The 17,250-nt window shown below is 61.1% G+C and carries 15 protein-coding genes and 1 other RNA gene; 2 read left to right on the forward strand and 14 right to left on the reverse strand.

Annotation, left to right across the window (positions count from 1 at the left end; translation table 11 throughout):
- Nucleotides 1–64 precede the first annotated feature (64 nt).
- The 4 genes from rpsI to ssrA all read right to left on the reverse strand — a co-directional run bounded on the left by rpsI (nucleotide 65) and on the right by ssrA (nucleotide 2,914).
- Nucleotides 65–460 carry a 30S ribosomal protein S9 gene (rpsI, locus tag DW136_RS00070; protein ID WP_022094634.1) on the reverse strand — a complete coding sequence of 132 codons (396 nt, stop codon included), beginning with the start codon at nucleotides 458–460 and terminating at the stop codon, nucleotides 65–67.
- A 2-nt stretch (nucleotides 461–462) separates the two neighbouring features.
- Nucleotides 463–906 carry a 50S ribosomal protein L13 gene (gene rplM, locus DW136_RS00075; RefSeq protein WP_022094635.1) on the reverse strand — a complete coding sequence of 148 codons (444 nt, stop codon included), beginning with the start codon at nucleotides 904–906 and terminating at the stop codon, nucleotides 463–465.
- 157 nt (nucleotides 907–1,063) lie between these two features.
- Nucleotides 1,064–1,942, reverse strand: coding sequence for a patatin family protein (locus DW136_RS00080; protein WP_117583338.1), 879 nt, complete (start codon nucleotides 1,940–1,942; stop codon nucleotides 1,064–1,066).
- A gap of 608 nt (nucleotides 1,943–2,550) precedes the next feature.
- Nucleotides 2,551–2,914, reverse strand: a transfer-messenger RNA (tmRNA) gene (gene ssrA, locus DW136_RS00085).
- Between the two features lie 239 nt (nucleotides 2,915–3,153).
- Here ssrA and DW136_RS00090 point away from each other — a divergent pair.
- Nucleotides 3,154–3,588 carry a hypothetical protein gene (locus DW136_RS00090; RefSeq protein WP_117583339.1) on the forward strand — a complete coding sequence of 145 codons (435 nt, stop codon included), beginning with the start codon at nucleotides 3,154–3,156 and terminating at the stop codon, nucleotides 3,586–3,588.
- Between the two features lie 58 nt (nucleotides 3,589–3,646).
- Here the strand turns inward: DW136_RS00090 and DW136_RS00095 are convergent, their stop codons facing one another.
- The 6 genes from DW136_RS00095 to DW136_RS00115 all read right to left on the reverse strand — a co-directional run bounded on the left by DW136_RS00095 (nucleotide 3,647) and on the right by DW136_RS00115 (nucleotide 10,767).
- On the reverse strand, nucleotides 3,647–4,162 hold the full coding sequence (locus DW136_RS00095) for a type II toxin-antitoxin system VapC family toxin (protein ID WP_158556482.1): 516 nt from the start codon (nucleotides 4,160–4,162) through the stop codon (nucleotides 3,647–3,649).
- Nucleotides 4,159–4,512: a hypothetical protein gene (locus tag DW136_RS09930; RefSeq protein WP_158556483.1), complete on the reverse strand. Its 354-nt coding sequence runs from the start codon at nucleotides 4,510–4,512 to the stop codon at nucleotides 4,159–4,161. The genes DW136_RS00095 and DW136_RS09930 overlap by 4 nt, the downstream gene beginning before the upstream one ends.
- A gap of 138 nt (nucleotides 4,513–4,650) precedes the next feature.
- Entirely contained in the window at nucleotides 4,651–6,666 is a 2,016-nt protein-coding gene (locus DW136_RS00100) for a heavy metal translocating P-type ATPase (RefSeq protein ID WP_233503792.1), read from the reverse strand.
- A gap of 78 nt (nucleotides 6,667–6,744) precedes the next feature.
- Nucleotides 6,745–6,990, reverse strand: coding sequence for a DUF6110 family protein (locus tag DW136_RS00105; protein WP_117790234.1), 246 nt, complete (start codon nucleotides 6,988–6,990; stop codon nucleotides 6,745–6,747).
- A gap of 195 nt (nucleotides 6,991–7,185) precedes the next feature.
- On the reverse strand, nucleotides 7,186–8,943 hold the full coding sequence (locus DW136_RS00110) for an ABC transporter ATP-binding protein (RefSeq protein WP_118288818.1): 1,758 nt from the start codon (nucleotides 8,941–8,943) through the stop codon (nucleotides 7,186–7,188).
- Nucleotides 8,944–10,767, reverse strand: a complete 1,824-nt coding sequence (locus DW136_RS00115) for an ABC transporter ATP-binding protein (RefSeq protein WP_199580118.1) — start codon at nucleotides 10,765–10,767, stop codon at nucleotides 8,944–8,946.
- Nucleotides 10,768–10,887: 120 nt separating this feature from the next.
- On the opposite strand from DW136_RS00115, the gene DW136_RS00120 reads away from it, so the two are divergent.
- Nucleotides 10,888–11,886 (forward strand): AraC family transcriptional regulator, encoded by a 999-nt coding sequence (locus DW136_RS00120; RefSeq protein ID WP_233546509.1) that lies wholly within the window; start codon nucleotides 10,888–10,890, stop codon nucleotides 11,884–11,886.
- Between the two features lie 278 nt (nucleotides 11,887–12,164).
- Here the strand turns inward: DW136_RS00120 and gatB are convergent, their stop codons facing one another.
- From gatB to DW136_RS00140, 4 genes are all read right to left on the reverse strand, one after another.
- The gene (gene gatB, locus DW136_RS00125; protein ID WP_118288820.1) at nucleotides 12,165–13,841 is read right to left on the reverse strand and encodes an Asp-tRNA(Asn)/Glu-tRNA(Gln) amidotransferase subunit GatB; all 1,677 of its coding nucleotides are present in this window, start codon (nucleotides 13,839–13,841) and stop codon (nucleotides 12,165–12,167) included.
- Nucleotides 13,841–15,355, reverse strand: coding sequence for an Asp-tRNA(Asn)/Glu-tRNA(Gln) amidotransferase subunit GatA (gene gatA, locus DW136_RS00130; RefSeq protein ID WP_118288821.1), 1,515 nt, complete (start codon nucleotides 15,353–15,355; stop codon nucleotides 13,841–13,843). Before gatA ends, gatB begins: the two co-directional genes overlap by 1 nt.
- Complete coding sequence (gene gatC / locus DW136_RS00135; RefSeq protein WP_117716772.1) at nucleotides 15,355–15,666, reverse strand: Asp-tRNA(Asn)/Glu-tRNA(Gln) amidotransferase subunit GatC; 312 nt, start codon at nucleotides 15,664–15,666, stop codon at nucleotides 15,355–15,357. Before gatC ends, gatA begins: the two co-directional genes overlap by 1 nt.
- A gap of 326 nt (nucleotides 15,667–15,992) precedes the next feature.
- On the reverse strand, nucleotides 15,993–16,910 hold the full coding sequence (locus DW136_RS00140) for a class C sortase (RefSeq protein WP_158556484.1): 918 nt from the start codon (nucleotides 16,908–16,910) through the stop codon (nucleotides 15,993–15,995).
- Between the last annotated feature and the right edge of the window lie 340 nt (nucleotides 16,911–17,250).

Genomic DNA, 17,250 nt, shown 5'->3' on the forward strand with positions numbered 1-17,250 from the left:
GCGGGACCCGCCGAGGAATCGGCAGGCCCCGCTTGTACATTGTATCTCGAAAGGAGATAAAACCTTAGCGCTTGGAGAACTGGGGAGCGCGGCGGGCCTTCTTGAGGCCGTACTTCTTGCGCTCGACCACGCGAGCATCGCGCGTAAGGAAACCGGCCTTCTTGAGGTCAGCACGGTAGTCGCCAGCGTTCAGAAGAGCGCGAGCGATGCCCAGACGCAGAGCGCCGGACTGACCGGAGATGCCGCCGCCATCGCACAGAGCGATAACGTCGAACTGACCGGCGGTGTCGGTCACCTTGAAGGGAGCAAGGGCGTTCTCAACGAGCTGATGACGGCCGAAATACTGCTCGGCGTCACGCTTGTTGATGGTCACCTTGCCGGTGCCGGGGACGAGACGGACGCGGGCGACGGCGTTCTTACGACGGCCGGTACCCTGGTAGACAACGGTGTTCTCAGCCATCTTTAAGCCTCCAGCTCAATCTTCGTGGGGTTCTGGGCAGCATGCGGATGCTCGGCACCAGCGTAGACCTTAAGCTTGGTCATCTGGGCACGGCCGAGGGTGGTCTTGGGCAGCATACCGCGAACGGCGCGCTCGATGACCTTCTCCGGGTGCTTCTCCATAGCCTGGCGGAAGCTCTCAGCCTTGAGGCCGCCGTTGTAGCCGCTGTGGCGATAATAGGTCTTCGTGTCGGCCTTGTTACCGGTAAGCTGGACCTTATCGGCGTTGATGACGACAACGAAGTCGCCGCAGTCGCTGTTGGGCGTGAACTGGGGCTTGTTCTTACCGCGCAGGATCATTGCGATCTGGGTGGCAAGACGGCCCAGGACAGCACCATCGGCGTCGACGAGAACCCAGTTGCGCTGGACCTCGCCCTGCTTGGCGTAGTGAGTCGATTTCGAAATCACTTAGACTCCTCCATGTACAGTACGTGTTGTTACAGAGATTCACGGGGCTCTGCAAGTAACCCGTCCATATTACCCCGCCCGCCGTACGAGTCAACAGGTATTTTGGCTCCGACCAGAGTTTCTGCACATGTCATCCACGAGCCGTGATGTCGCAGCGTTAACGCTCGACAAACGCCTCGATATCTCCCAGCAAGCGCTTTGCCTCCTGACGGCCCTGGATATACAGGTCCAAAAGCTTTGCCGGATCGTGCTCGACATGGCCGACCTCGACCGGCTTTTGCGGAGCAATGACCAGCGCGCGGCCCTCGCGCTCATACTTCCACAGGTGCATGCGCTGGAGGTTATAGCGGTCGTGGCGCGTCTCGATAGCCTCGAGCAGATAGGGGTAGTCGACATAGCGGGCGCGCGCGGCAGGCATAAACTCGTAGGGCTTTTTCTCGTACGAGCGGTCCTGCGTGACAATGACAACCGCGCGATCGAAGCCCGCCTCCTCCAGCACGTGCTCGATGGGGACCGAATCGGCTACGCCGCCGTCGACGTATTTGTGCCCGTCGATCTCGACCGGCGGCGTCACCAGCGGCAGCGACGTCGAGGCACGCACGGCATCGAGGTCGAGCACGGCGCTTTTGACCGGCAGGTAGGCAGCGGTTCCAAACAGCATGTCCGTCGCGACGGCGTACATCTCGATAGGGCTGGCGTCGAACGTCTCGTTATCAAAGGGATCCAGGCGGTCCTGGATATCGTTGAAGATAAAGTCGTAACCCACGATGGAGCCCGTGGATGCGAAGGATGCGGCACCCATGTAGCGGTTGTCATTGCAGAAGGTCAGGTTGATGCGATTGACGCGACCGATCTGGTGCGACTTGTAGTTGACGCCGTTGAGCGCACCGGCCGAAACGCCGTACACCGCCGGAATTTCGACACCGGCCTCCATGAGAACGTCGAGCACGCCGGCGGTAAACTGCCCACGAAAACTGCCACCCTCCAAGACGAGCGCGACCTTGCCGGCGTTCTTTGCCTTATCTTCTGCAGTCATATTGACCTCCTGCGATTGCGTTTTGGCTTTCTTCTACCCAGTTTTGGGATGGAGGGCGCATGGGTTTTGGAGTTGAGGGGGCGGCTGGCGGAAAGCACGTCCCGTTCTGAGGGGCGATTCCGGGATGCGCTTTCCGCCTGGGTTGCCATGGGGAAAGCATGTCCCACTCTACGGCTCGATTCCGGGTCGCAGCTTCCACTTGAGGCGTCATCCGGAAAATGTATCCCATTCCGAGCTTAGATTCCGGGATGCGGTTTCCGCCTGGGCAGTCATTGGGAAAACGCGTCCCACTCTGCGTCACTGAGGCGTTTTCTTTACGCCCGCGCCCTGCATAGAGTTCGATTCTCCGCGGTACGGGGGATCCGTTGATGCTGGGCGAGGCCAGCTGAAATTCGATAAACATCGCATCTATATTGGGCTGAAGCTTTGCGCGAAGAATCCGCGTATTTGCTGCACCGGCTTCGGCCGGCTGCCGCCGCCCTCGCCCGCGGGCTACAAACGCTTCGCGTTTGCTTAACGCCCGCGCCCTGCACAGAGTTCGATTCTCCGCGGTACGGACTAGAAATAAAAAGACAGGTAGATACGAATATCTACCTGCCTGTTACTTATGGTGGAGGCGCGGAGAATCGAACTCCGGTCCACGAAAGCCCCCTGATTGGCATCTCCAAGCTCAGTCGCTGGTTTAGTCTCGGACGCCTTGCGCGCAGCGACACGCTCGCGACGTCCTAACCGGTTCGGTCTTAGCCCGCGCCATACCGATTACGTGCGCAGGAGCATTCCCCTAAGATGACGTCGCGCCGGTGTCGGGGAAATCACCGGGTTGACGCGCCGCTATAAATTAAGCAGCGAGAGCCATAGGCTCAAAAGAAGAGTTGTTGTCAATTCAATTTGACGGTACCCCTGTTTAACGAGGCGAGGAGACCTCGGCTTGCTTCCTCTCTCAGAGCTATCGTGTCGAAACCAGTCGCCCCCGAATGTCGGGAAAGTCTGGATGGTATCGGGCCTGCAAACACCCGATAACCGTCGACTTTTCAAGGAACATACGGGGCGAGCCCCGCTTGTGGAGTGTTATCTTACCACGTTCTGAAAGCGGACAGCTGTTCTATGCACGAGCTGTGAAGACCCCAATGTGCGCCGCACTTCGCACTTTTGTTACCGATCGCGTCACGTATATTTTCGCCAAGCAAAATTGACCCGTCGAAAGGACCGTTATGGATACCAAGCAGCAACTCGTCGATGCCCTCGCAGGCCTGGGCTCAACCATTACCGAAGCTATGGATGTCATCGAGGGCTTTGTCCCCTGCGGACATCCCGCCCTCACGGTATCGAACGCACTCGTCGCGCTGGACGTTGACGATGATGCAGCTCTCGCCCAGCAGCTTGAGACCGTCGAGGGCTTTATCGACCACGTGAGTGAGAACCGCGGCGTGGCCGCCTACCACGGTATCGAGGTCGAGCTCGCGGGTCCCAAGGCCGATCTGTTCGCAGCAATCCGCGAGGTAGGCGCCCTTATGCAGACCGCAGGCGTCAAGAACACCCAGGTCAACGAGTGGGTCTACCGCAGTCTGGCAGCACTCGACAGCTCCAACGAAAAGGCAGCCGAGCAGCTCGCAGAAAGTCCCACCATCAAGGCCGAGCTTTTGTAAATAGCAGACGCGGGCCCCTTGGCGCATCGTCGTCCAAGGGGCCCGCGAACAGCTCGCGTCAACCGATAGCCGTGCCGCCGCGTTTGGCCAAAGCAAGAATCGGCATCATTTGACGAGGTGTCTTTGCTGCAAGATCGGCATGTTCGAGCAGTTTTCGATCGTTGGTCACCAAGTAATCAACCTGGGCGCGTTTGCATGCGGCGAGTACCAAGTTGTCCTCGTAATCGCGATGGAGCGCTAAGTATTTGTCGGCCAGCCAAAGGTCCGACGCATCTGCACCCACGGCCGTGGCGTTTTCGGTCATGTTCCGAACAAACGCCAACGCCGCATCGCCAATCGCGCGGGCAGATGCCTCATCGAGCGCTCCCCCGCTGGCAAGAACGCTATGCTTCAGTTCGTGCTGTACAACATACAGTACGTCCTTGGCGATATGCACCGGAAAGAACAGCAATGCCCCCGCCTCCGTCGCCTGCCCAATAAACGCGCGTGCGGCAAGCGACTCGGCATGGTCGGCGCAAAACGAATCAACCCATACGTTGGCATCCACCATTATTTTGAGGGGAGCCCCGCTCACAGGATCATCCCCTTTTGGCGATAGTGCTCGTCCATGGCTTCGGAATAGATTGTTTCCCAACCGCGATCGTCGGATACGGGCGACGTAGCGATGCCCAGGTCCGCGTAAAGCTGATCTGCCGCCGCCCATGATGCGGCGAACGGAGTATCGGGCGCGACGGTCTGCCGCCGGTCGTCGACGGCCGCAAGCACTTCCTCGCACTGCCCGCCACCCTGCGCGACCTTGGCCACCACCTTTTTGATGAGCTCGGGCAGTGACCCGCCCGAAAGCCGCAGCGCTTCCTCGGCGCGCTCTTTAACCGAGCGATCTACGCGAACATTCACCTGCGCCATGCTGCCAACGGTAGCCATCTCAACCTCACCTTCAGCATTGCTAGCTCTGCTAGCACGAGCATATATCCGAGCTAACATCTCGTCAAACAAAAGAAGGCCTGCACCCTGGCGGCTGCGGTGTCGTCAGGGTGCAGGCCATTTACTCAATCGAAAACGCTAACGCAGGTAAGCCTTCGCGTTGCTCAGGCTGTAGGCAATCGTCGAGCCGTTGTGCAGCAGTGACGACGTCTGCGGGGTAATCGCGCCGGTAATACCCAATGCCAACAGCGCCGAGTTGGTGAGCATCACCTTAGAGTAGGAGCTCGTCAGACGATCAATGAGGCCCTGGCTCATGCGGCGCAAACGCACGATCGCGGCCAGATCCGTGTCGGTCAGGATAATATCGGCGACCTCCTTGGCGATGTCGCTTCCGCCACCCATTGCCAGCCCCACGTCGGCCAAACCGAGTGCCGGCGAATCGTTGACGCCGTCGCCCACCATGGCAACGTGGCGCCCCTCACCCTTAATGCGCTCCACATAGGCGTACTTGTCCTCGGGCAGCAGCTCGGCCTTAAACTCGTCGACACCCGCCTCGCGCGCAATGCGCTCGGCCGTGCGCTCCGAATCGCCCGTGAGCATAACGACATGCTTGACGCCCAGCGCATGTAGGTCGGCGATGGCCTCACGGACGCCGGGCTTGAGCGGATCCTCGATACCGAGCACGCCGACGACCTTGCCATCGACCGCCAGATACAGCGGTGACAGGCCCTGCATCTGAGACTCAATGCGCTCCTTAATGTCGGAATCGAGCTGCGCGCTCTCGTCCTCAAACACAAAGTGTGCCGAGCCGATAATCGCGCGACGCCCTTCAATGGACGAAGCGATGCCGTGCGCCACGATGTACTCGACGGCAGCATGGCGCTCGCGGTGCTCGAGCCCGCGCTCGCGTGCCGCATTGACCACGGCACGCGCCACCGGATGCGGAAAATGCTCCTCCAAGCAAGCGGAAAGGCGCAGAACCTCGTCCTCGCTCCAGCCATCGGTGGTGAGCACGCAGGCAAGACGCGGCTGCGCCTCGGTAAGCGTGCCGGTCTTGTCAAACACAATGGTGTCGGCCTTGGCAAACGACTCAAAGTACTTCGCGCCCTTGACCATGACGCCCATCTTGGCAGCATCGCTCATAGCGGTCATGACGGCAACGGAACCCGTGAGCTTGAGTGCGCACGAGTAGTCGACCATCAGTGCCGCCGAGGTCTTGATGAGGCTGCGGGTAGTAAGCGCAACCAGGCCCGCGAGCAAGAAGTTCCACGGGACGATCTTGTTGGCAAGGTCCTCCATATGCGACTGGCCCTCGGACTTGAGCGAGTCGGCCGTCTGCACGAGCGAGACGATTGAGCGCAGTTTGGTTTGCGCCGTATTGGCGCGCACGCGCACCAAGATGCTGCCGTCTTCCACGACGGTGCCGGCGAACACGTCGTCGCCTGCGCTACGCTCGACGGCCAGCGGCTCGCCGGTCAGGGTCGCTTGGTTGACCATAGCGCTCCCCTGCTCGACAACACCGTCGATGCAAATGGACATGCCAGTGCGCACGGCTACCAAGTCGCCGGGCTCGAGCTCGGTGGCGGCAACGCTTACCTCGGTGTCACCGACCACTTTTTGTGCCTTATCGGGCACGTCGAGCAGCGAGTTGATGAGCTCGTTTTCGCTCATGGCGCGCGTGTAGTCCTCGAGCAATTCGCCCACGTTGAGCAGGAACATCGTCTGGCCGGCGGTATCGACGTCGCGTTTGACAAACGAGATACCAATGGCCGAAGCATCGAGCACGGGAACGGTCAGGCGCGGCTGCGCGAGCTCACGGAGGGCGGCGCGCAAAAATGCCATGTAACCGGCCACGACAAACACAGCACGCAGAGGCGTCGGCAAGAACCAGCGGCGCGCGTAGTGGGCGCCGATAAGTGTGGCAAGATCCATGACGAGCTTGTGCTTGCGTGGCTCAAGCTGCATCACGTAACCCGTCTTTGCGTCGGCGATGACCTGAGCGTCGAGCGCACCGACGGCGGCCAGCACGGCATCGCGGCGCGACTCGTCGTATTCGAGTGCCATCTGGCCGATGCGGCCGTAGACGCGCACCTTGTGCACGCCGTCGATGTCGCCGCCAAGCTTAAGAAGTGCATCGAGATCGCTCTCTGGCACAGGACCCGCCAATTGAAGACGGGTCCTGCCGGGGATCTCGCTAATAATCGAGAATCTCATAGTTTGTGCCTGGGAGCGTTACTCGGCTGCCTCGTCAGCAGCGGCCTCGCTCTGGGTGATGTAAGCAGCCTCGGCAACCATGTCGTCGACATTAGCCTTGGCCTGCTCGACCATGTCCTGGTAACCGTTCTTGATGCGCATGCCGCACGCGATACCCTGCACGCAGGCGCTCTTTACCGGAGCGCTGGTAAGCAGCTTGATGCCGGCCGTGCCAAGCAGAAAACCGCCACCGACAAGCAGGGTATTGAACGTCGACTTCTTCATGTTGCTTCTCCTTTTTGCCGCATTGGACGCGGCATGGTGCTTCAGCACCCGAGTAAACAAGTTTGCTCGAGCACGCTTTTGAAATATCTCAATTTTATCTAACTATCTAGGTCAGCCATGGCTAACCTTTTGAAAATTAACGATGCGGAGTAACCGATTGTCAATGTGAGAAAGGGACTGTCCCTTTGCCCCTTCTTACAACTGCCAGGTAGCTGCTTCCTTTTGCAGCGCCACCATGCGGGCGAATTCTCCACCTGCCGCCTTGAGCTGCGCCGGAGTGCCCTGCTCGGCAACCACACCATCCTTGAGTACAACGATCTTATCGGCATTTTCCACCGTGCGCATACGGTGGGCAATAACGATAACCGTCTTACCTGCAAGCAGACGGGAGAGCGCCTGCTGAACCACGGTCTCGTTCTCCACATCCAAGCTCGCCGTCGCCTCGTCCAACAGCACGATAGGCGCGTCTTTGAGCAGCGCACGGGCGATAGAGATGCGCTGGCGCTCACCGCCGGACAGCTTGGAGCCGTTCTCGCCGATCATGGTGTCATAGCCCTGCGGCATGCGGCTCACAAACTCGTCGCAGTTGGCGGCACGCGCGGCAGCAAGCACTTTCTCATCGGTGGCATCGCGACGACCAAGACGGATGTTTCCCATCACCGTGTCGTCAAAGAGCAGCACGTCTTGGAACACAATGGCGTAGTCGCGCAGCAGCGCCTCGGGATCCACGCTCGCAACATCCACGCCGCCCACGGTGACCGTGCCTTCGGTGGCGTCCCAAAAGCGCGCGGCCAGGCGGCTCACCGTGGACTTACCGGAGCCCGAAGGACCGACCAGTGCCGTGACCTCGCCTTCCTTGGCGGTAAAGCTCACATCGGTAAGAACTTTCTCGCCGGCGCGGCCGTCCTCGCCCGCACCATAGCCAAATGCCACGTGATCGAACACCACATCGTGGCCTACGGGCTCAAACTGCTCGCTGCCCCGCGCCACGGGCTCTTCCATGATGGAACGCATGCGCTTGGCCGACGACTCGGCGGCAAACAGCTCGGACATCAGCATCAGCGCCTGATCAAAGGGCGCATAGATGCGGCTCACCATAAGCAGGAAGGCAAACATCATCAAAAAGTCGACCTGGCCGGAGGCGACCATCGCAGCGCCCGTGACCAACGTGGTGGCAATCCCCAGGCGCAGGATGGCAAAGGCGGAGTTGACCAAAAGCCCATTGGCGAGCTCGCCCTTGGTGGTCTCGCGCTCCTCGGCATCGATCACGGCGTTGAGCCCCTCAAGATAATGAGTCTCCTGGTTGGTGGCGCGGATCTCGCGCACGCAGTCGAGCGTCTCCTGGATCGCCTCGGTAACCTTGACCTTCTCGGCACGCACATGGTCGAACACCGGGGTCATGGGGCCGCGTGTCAGATACAGCACGGCAAAGGCCACGGGCACGCTCCAAAACGCCGCGATCGCCAGCTGCCAGCAAAAGAACAGCGACGCCACGAACACAATGGCGCTTGCGATGATGGCACCCCAAAGCTCTCCCAGCACGTGGCTGTAGGCGTGCTCCATGGCCTGGACGTCGCCCATGATGGTCTCGGTTAAATCGGCCAGATCACGACGGCCAAAAAACGACAGCGGCAGCTTGCGCAAGCGCTCGGCAATCTCCATACGCTGCTTGCCGCACTCCTCGTAAAAGATGCAGTAGGTGTAGTAATACTGCTGCCAGTTAGAGGCAAAGAGCAACACGAAAAAGACCAGGAGGCCGCCCACAATCGGCAGGGCATCCGGCAGGTCGGCACCGGTGGCGAGATGTTCGACAAAACCGGCCATGACCAGGAACAATAAGCCCATGCCGGCCATGGCAATGAGATTGGCGAGCGCGGTCCAGAAAATGCCGCGTTTTACGCCGGCGACGCCTTTATCGGATAGGAAATACTTCTTTTGGAATGAGGCGAACATTTAGGCCTCGCCTCCCTTCGTGACGGCGGCATCCGCGGCAGCAGTGATCTTCCAGCTCGCGGCCTGTTCGTATTCGGCCCACATCTTGGCGTATAGACCGTTTTGGGACAGCAGCTCGGCATGGGCGCCAGTCTCCTGCACGCTACCTTGGTTGAGCACCACGATCTTGTCGGCCCCCACCACGGTCGAAAGCCGGTGCGCGATCATAATGACTGTGCGACCCGCCGCCAGTTTGCTAAAGGCACGCTGGATGAGCGCCTCGTTCTCGGGGTCGGCAAACGCTGTGGCCTCATCGAGCACCACGATAGGTGCGTCTTTAAGGATCGCGCGGGCGAGTGCCACGCGCTGTACCTCGCCGCCCGAAAGATATGCCCCTCCAGCACCGAGCATGGTGTTAATACCCTGCGGGAGCTTGGCCACAATGTCGTCGCACTGAGCTGCGGAGAGGGCCGCACGCACTTCGTCGTCAGTGGCCGTAGGCTTGGAGGCGCGCACGTTATCGGCAAGTGTTTGCCGGAACAGTTGGTTGGTCTGAAACACAAAGGCGACCTGGTCCATGAGCTCGTGCGGATCCATGTCGCGAACGTCTACGCCGCCCACAAGCACGCGACCCGAGGAAACATCCCAAAAACGCGGGATCAGGCTTGCGCAGGTTGACTTACCGCCGCCCGAGGGACCAACCAACGCAAGGGTGCTACCTGTGGGAACGCTAAAGCTCACATGATCGACGGCAGGCGCTTCGGCACCCTCGTAGGTAAAGCTTACATCCTCAAAGCGCACATCGCTGCCGATAGGGTGCTTGGGCTGGGCAGGCACGGAGAGCTGCTTGGAATCCATAACGCTTCGGATGCGCGCCAGCGAATCGGCACTCATCTGAGACGCCTCGCCCACAAACATGAGCTTGGTCATGGCCGTCGGCACCACGGCCGAAAAGATCGCGTAAAACGTGAAGTTGACCATAAAGTGCGCGAAGTCCGTCTCGCCCGGCGCCAACAGCAACGCCACGGGCAAAAGAAATGCCACGAGGCCATTGAGCGCGGTAAGGTTGAGCACCTGCGGGCCTCGGCAGAACGTGCCCGCATAGCTTTGCGCCATGTCGGCGTATTCGGCGATCGCATCGTGAAACGCCTTAAAGGAGTAGACCGTCTGCTGGAAGACCTTGACCACGGGGATGCCGCGTACGTATTCGGTGCCGGTCTTGTTCATCTTGACCAGCGCGCCCATGTAAGCCTTCATAAACTCGGCGCCCTTGCCGCTCATCATGGTGGCCATGGCGCAAAACGAAACGACGACCGAGATTAGGCATGCCACACCCAAACGCCAATCGAGGGCGAAAAGCAGCACGAGCAGGCCCACGACCATGGCGGTGGCGCCGGCGATATCGGGCAGCATGTGTGCGAGCAGCGTCTCGGTGGAGGCAGCGCATCCGTCTACGATACGGCGCAGCTCACCGGTGGCGTGCGTGTCAAAGTAGCCGAGCGGCAACTTGAGCAGATGCTCACTCGTGGTCTTGCGGATATTGGATGCGCAGCGAAACGCGGACAGGTGCGTGCACATGAGTCCCACAAAATAGACCACAATGCTCGCCAGGGCAAAGCCCACAGCCCACCAACCATACATCGCGATATTGGCGGCCTCGCTCCAGTTGGGCGCCACGGCGATAAGATCTCGCGCAACAAGCCAGATGCACACGTACGGGCCAAAGCTCAGCAGCTGCGAGAGCGCCGAGAGGGCCATGCCCAAATACGTTAGGAATTTACGTTCACCGGCATATGCAAGCAGCTCGCCGATGCCGCCACCTTCCTTTTTTGATCCCTTTGCCATGAGATTCCTTTCTAACGGCTTGAGAGTTAACCGTAAGAAACTTATCATGGGCGTGTTAGCCAAGGCACACAATTGGGCCAGGCGTGGACGTTTTCGCAAATGAAGGGGACGCTTTTGAAAATGCGGCGGGCGGCAACCGATATAACCGAGCTCTACGCACCGCAGTTTGAGCAGTTTGGCTTGGAGTTCTCCGGCAAGGGCGCCGTCTTTACCGGTGAGGTGGCAAACGATCGGGCGCACAGACGCGCATGGATCATGCCCCTCTCCCCCACCTGCATCGTCATGGAGCATTTCATTACCCCGATGCACAACATGCACCTAGCCGAATACACGCCCGAACCGTACGCGTGCGTGAGCGAGGTCAGCGCGCCCACGCTCATGTGTATGCCCGAAGCCGGCATAACGCCTGCGAACCTCAAGCCGCTGCGCGGGCCGTGGCCGAACAGCGCAGTCTGCAGCTTTATCCAAGATAGCTGCGGCGAGGAGCTAAGCCCGCTGTTTGCAGGGCAACTCTATCACTCACGCTCGGTGCTCTTTTTGCCCGGGTATTTTGACGAGCTGGAGCATTGCTATCCTGCCGAGTTCGCGGGGGTCTTTGAGGCGTTTGCCGAGTCATGGCACGAGGAGGCAGCGTCTGCCATCTGCCACACACTACGTCGAATCAACGAGGACCGCGCTCGCGCCGTAGGCGGACACGTCTATATGCAAGGCATCGTGGAGACCATGGTCGCGGAGCTCGCCTGTTCGCGCGCGGCCCACAAGCAGGCGCGGCAGGCGGCAGACACACGCGCCAGCATGACCATTGCCGAGGAAGCGACGGCGATGATTGAGTGCGCGCTCGACAAAGGCAGGCGTGTGGGTGTCAACGAAGTGGCCGAGAGGCTCTACACAAGCCGCTCCAAGCTATGCGCCACCTTTAAGGCCCAAACTGGCGAGTCCCTGGGCGCCTACATCCGCAGACGCCGTATGGAGCGAGCACAGGACCTTTTGGCCGACAGCTCGCTGACGATAGCGCAGGTGGCAGAGCGTCTAGGCTACCCTCAGCAGGCCGCCTTCGCCCAAGCCTTCAAGCAACACACCGGCACCACCCCCACCGCCTGGCGTTCCCAGCATCAATAAAGAGACGGCAGAGGGCCAGTGTGACAAAGGGAAAGTCCCTTTGTCACATCTACAAAAATGGGTGCGCCGACGGCGCACCCATTCACCAAATTCCATTCAGCCCACCTGACCCGAAAGGCCGAGTCGTCTGGCCGGGGAAGCCCCGAGTCGCCGGGGTGTTTGCTCCAAATGAGTTCCGCATGCAAAGAAGGCCACTAAATGTGGCCTTCGTCTTGCATAGGACTGTTTGAAATTTGGAGGAAATACCCCGGCGACTCGGGGCTTCCCCGGCCTCGCAGCTACGAGAGCGACGTTCTCAGCAACTCGTTGAAGAGCTTCGGGTTGCCCTTGCCGCGGCTCGCCTTCATGCACTGGCCCACCAAAAAGCCGATGACCTTCTGGTTGCCGTCACGATACTGCTGCGCCTGATCGGCACAGTTCGCCAGCACCTCGTCCACGATCGGCTGCAGCGCGCCGGTATCGCTCACCTGACGCATGCCGCGCTCGTCGACGATCTTGTTGGGATCGTCGCCGGTCTGGGCCATGGCCTCAAAGACCTCGTGCGCCTGGTTGGAGCTGATTGCATCAGTCGCCAGCAGTTTGGCAAGAGCTGTCACCTGAGCCGGCGCGATGCCGGACTCGGCGAGCGACACACCCGCTCCCTTAAGGTAGGCGATCATCTCGTTGACCAGCAGGTTTGCGACCGTCTGGGCCTCCTTGCCAGCCATACCGGCAGCGGCGGCCTCAAAGAACTCGGCAAACTCCGGGTCGCCGGCAATCTGCTCGGCGTCGGCCGTCTTAATGCCAAAGTCGGCCTCAAAACGAGCGCGCTTGGCATCGGGCAGCTCGGGGATCTCGCCACGGCAACGATCGATAAACTCGTCGTCCAGGTCGAACGGCGCCAGGTCGGGATCGGGGAACAGGCGATAGTCGTCGGCCGTCTCCTTCACACGCATGACCACGGTGCGCTTGCGGCTGGGCTCCCAGTGGCGGGTCTCCTGGTAGATAATGCCGCCCTCCTCGAGTACCTCTGCCTGGCGGCAGATCTCGTAGGCAAGGCCGTCATGCAGGCTCTTAAACGAGTTGAGGTTCTTGAGCTCGGTCTTGGTGCCCAGCTTGGTCTCGCCGCGGCGGCGCAGCGACACGTTGCCGTCGCAGCGCATGGAACCCTTCTCCATGGAGCAGTCGGAAATGCCAAGCGTCACAAAGATGCGACGGAGCTTCTCCATAAACAGGCGAGCCTCCTCGGGCGTACGCAAGTCGGGCTCAGTTACAAGCTCGATGAGCGGCGTGCCGCAGCGGTTGTAGTCGACGAGCGACTCGGCCGCGGCGGTAATGCGGCCCTCGGCGCCGCCCACGTGCACCATCTTGGCGGCGTCCTCCTCCATGTGGATGCGCAGGATGCGAATGGGCACCGTGTAGGAACCGTCCTCGCGGCGCTCGGGCATCTGCAGGTTGGACGCATCGTAGCTGGCCAGATGGCCGGCACGCTGGTTGCCCTCGCGCATGGTCGACGTCATGGACGTGGACAAGCCCTCGGCGTTGGCCGAAGCGCTCGCCAGACTCTGGGCCTCGGCCTCGCCAAACGCGCAATCGGGGCGCTCGGCGGCACCGCGACCGGTCACATCCAGATCGAGGTGACCGTACATGGCAAAGGCGACCGGACCCTGCGTAGTCTGGAAGTTCTTGGCCATATCGGGATAGAAGTAGTGCTTGCGGTAGAACATCGAGTGGCGCTGGATCTCGCAGTTGGTGGCGAGACCGGCCTTGACGATGCTCTCGATGGCGCGCTTGTTGGGCACCGGCAGCGCACCGGGCAGGCCCAGGCACACCGGGCACACGTTGGCGTTGGGCTCGTCATCGTGGCTAAGCTTGCAGTTGCAGAACATCTTGGTATCGAGTGCGGTGAGCTCGGTATGGATCTCCAGGCCGATCACGGCCTCCCAATCCTGCAGGACCTCGGAAAGCTCCTTCATTACAGCTCGCCTCCCTTCCCGGCAAAATCGGGCGCGACGGAAAGCGCGGGCGCACCCGTGGCGGCATCGGCAAAGCCGCGCTCAAGGGCGCGGGCAAACGTGAGCAGCTGACGGTCCTTAAAGGCCGGGCCAACCAGCTGGGCAGAAACGGGCAGCTTGCTGTCCTCGCCCAGGCCCAGAGGCACCGAGATACCGCCGTTGCCGCAAATGTTGAGCGAGATGGTGTACAGGTCGGAGAGGTACATCTGCGTGGGGTCGCTGATCTCGCCAAACTTAAAGGCCGTGCGCGGCGAGGCGGGCATGAGGATGGTGTCCACCTTGGCATACGCGGCATCGTAGTCCCGCGTGATGAGCGTGCGGGCCTTTTGCGCAGCGTAGTAGTACTTGTCGTACACGCCCGAGCTCAGCAGGTAGGCGCCGAGCATCTGACGGCGCTTGGCCTCGGCGCCAAAACCGTGGGCACGCGAAAGCGAGCTCTGGTCGGACATGTTGGCGCAGCCCTCCTCCTGATAGCCGTAGCGAATGCCGTCGAAACGTGCCAGGTTGGAGAACGCCTCGGCCGGGCCGATGACGTAGTAGGCGGCGATGGCGGCATCCAGGTGCGGCAGGTCGACCTCCACGAGCTCGGCACCCTGGTTCTGCAGCTCCTGGGCGGCGCGCTGAACGGCGGCCTTGACCTCGGGCGTCAGGCCCTCGGCCTCCATAAACGCGGGGATGATGCCCACGCGCTTGCCCTCGATGCTGTCGTTGAGGTGCTCGGTAAAGTCGACGGCACAGTCCTGGCTGGTGCAGTCATACGGATCGTGGCCCGCACCGGTAAGCGCGTTCATGGCCAGCGCGACATCCTCGACCGTGCGGCCAAAGGGCCCCACCTGGTCGAGCGACGAGCCAAAGGCAACCACGCCGTAACGGCTCACGGCGCCATACGTGGGCTTAAAGCCCACCACGCCGCACAGCGACGCCGGCTGGCGAATGGAGCCGCCGGTGTCCGAGCCCAGCGAGAGCGCGACCTCGCCCGCGGCGACGGCGGCAGCGGAGCCGCCCGAGGAGCCGCCGGGCACGCGTTCGGTATCCCAGGGGTTGTTGGTGCGGTGGAACGCCGAGCTCTCGGTGGAGCTGCCAAAGGCAAACTCATCCATGTTGGCCTTGCCCATGGGCAGGCAGCCGGCGTCGAGCATGCGCTGGACACAGGTGGCGGTGTAGACGCTCTGGTAGTTCTCGAGCATGCGGGAAGCGCAGGTGGTGCGCGTGCCCACGAGGTTCATGTTGTCCTTAATGGCCAGCGGCACGCCCGCGAGCGGGGGCAGCGGCTTTCCGGCGGCACGGTCGGCATCCACACGCGCGGCGGCCTCGAGCGCAAGCTCGGGCGCCACCTGCAGGAATGCCTGGACCCCGCCCTCGCGCGCCTCGATGGCGGCAAGGGAGGCCTGGGCCACCTCGGTAGCGGTAAAGTCGCCGGCGGCAACGCCCGCGGCGATCTGGGCGGCGGTAAGGGAATCGAAGCTTAGCGCCATTATTCGCTCTCCCCCTCTCCCAAAATGGACGGCACGCGGAAGTAGCGCTCACGCGCGCTGCCGGCGTTTTCGAGCGCGACGTCGAGCGGCAGGTCGCGCTCGGGCTCGCGCAGGTCGTCGCCCATCACGTTGGACAGGCTTCCGATGGGATGGAACGTGGGCTCCACGTCGGGCAAGTCATATTGCAGGACGGGCTCGAGCATCTGGACGGCGTCATTCATGTAGGACGTCATCTGGGTGAGCTCGTCATCGGTCAGTGCGATCTTTGCGTACTCGGCGATGCCGCGCACGTCTTTCTCGCTGAGTGCCATAGGCGCTCCCTTCCGCATAACAGATAAACCGCTCTAGTATACAAGGCAACGCCGCTTGGAGCAGGCGCTTTACCCAAATGCAGCGAAAACGTAACGAGGGCGGCGGGTTGGCAGGCTGCGGGCTGGCGATTCTGCAGCGAAAACCGCGCCGTCCGTAGCGAAAACCGTACCGTCCATAGCGAAAACCGTCTCGACCACAACGAAAAGCATCACAACATTCGACGCTTTTCGTCAAAATCGCGATTTTCATCGAATGTTGTGATGGTTTGAAAGCCCCGACCACCACAAAGGTGCCTGTCCCCTTTGTGGTGGTTCTGGAGAATGTCTTATGCCGAGGCCTTGGCCTTGCGGCGCTTGCGGACCGCGTGGATCACGATATCCAGCAGCAACAGCACAATGGCTACGACCACGATGAGCACGGCAAACTCGCGCTTGCCCCAGTGACGGCCGGCCAGCGACTTTTGCTTGTCGACGTCCTTCTTGTTGTACTTGGTGCGCACGCAATGCACCAGCAGGCGATGGTCGTTCACGCCGTAGGGCGTGCAGGTGACGAGCGTCACCTTGTCGGCGCCGGGCTCGATAGTCAGCGACTCCATCTCCTCGGGCAGCACCACCTCGGAGTCCACCATCTTGTAGGCAAGCGTCTTGTTCATGGTGTGCAGCAGCACCAGGTCGCCGGGCTCCAGCGAGTGGATGTCGTCGAACATGCTCAGGTTGCGCATACCCGAGTGCGCGGTGAGCACGCAATGCGTCGAGGTGCCGCCCACCGGCAGGCTCGTGCCCTCCAAGTGGCCGACACCCGCCATGAGGACCTCCTCGCTCGTGCCATGGTAGATGGGCATGCTCACGTCGATGGAGGGGATCTCGACCCAGCTCATCATGGGGTCGCGGTCAAAGATGAGCTGCTGGGCGTAGGGCTCGATCTGGTCGGCGGGAAGCTCGGTGGCCTCGCCGGCAAGTTGCTCGTTATAGGAGCGCGCCTGGAGCAGGATGCGCTCGCGCTCCTCGGCAGACAGCGCGTCCACGGTGCTGGACACGGTGCTGATCTGGTTGAACACGCCCGAGGCCTCGAGCCGGTCCAAGATCCACGGCCAGGTCATAAGGCCCACGCCAATAAGAATGATGACGATGGTGATGAGCCGATCGGCCCAGCGCGGCAGCCGCTTGCGACGGCGCTTGGGCTTTGGTTGAGGTTTGGGCTGAGGGCTTGAGCCGCCGTTGTCCGCGGCGTTATTGCCCTTCATATGTTTGGCGCCCTGCACCATCGCCGGTCACTCCTCTACAACTCAAGTTGTCTAAACAAATAATAGCCGATTAGCGAGCTTCCGCGCCGAACAACGCAGCTAGACTGCACCGTCCAGTCGAGGATAAGCCAGCATTTGAGTTTTCAAAATGTCCCAGATCGGCTGGGCGATTCGGGATACAATGTCAATAGAAAACGACGCATCCCGCGTAAATGTTTGGGAGCGCGGGCGGCCTAGTTTTCTGGTTTTGTTAAATGCCCGGGATCCGACCCCCGGGCATTCTTATTTGCGCTTGCGGCGCAAATGCCGTCCACCGTCCGCACCGCGCGTGCGCCTACGG

This window comes from Collinsella sp. AM12-1 (assembly GCF_003472325.1).
Lineage (GTDB): Bacteria > Actinomycetota > Coriobacteriia > Coriobacteriales > Coriobacteriaceae > Collinsella.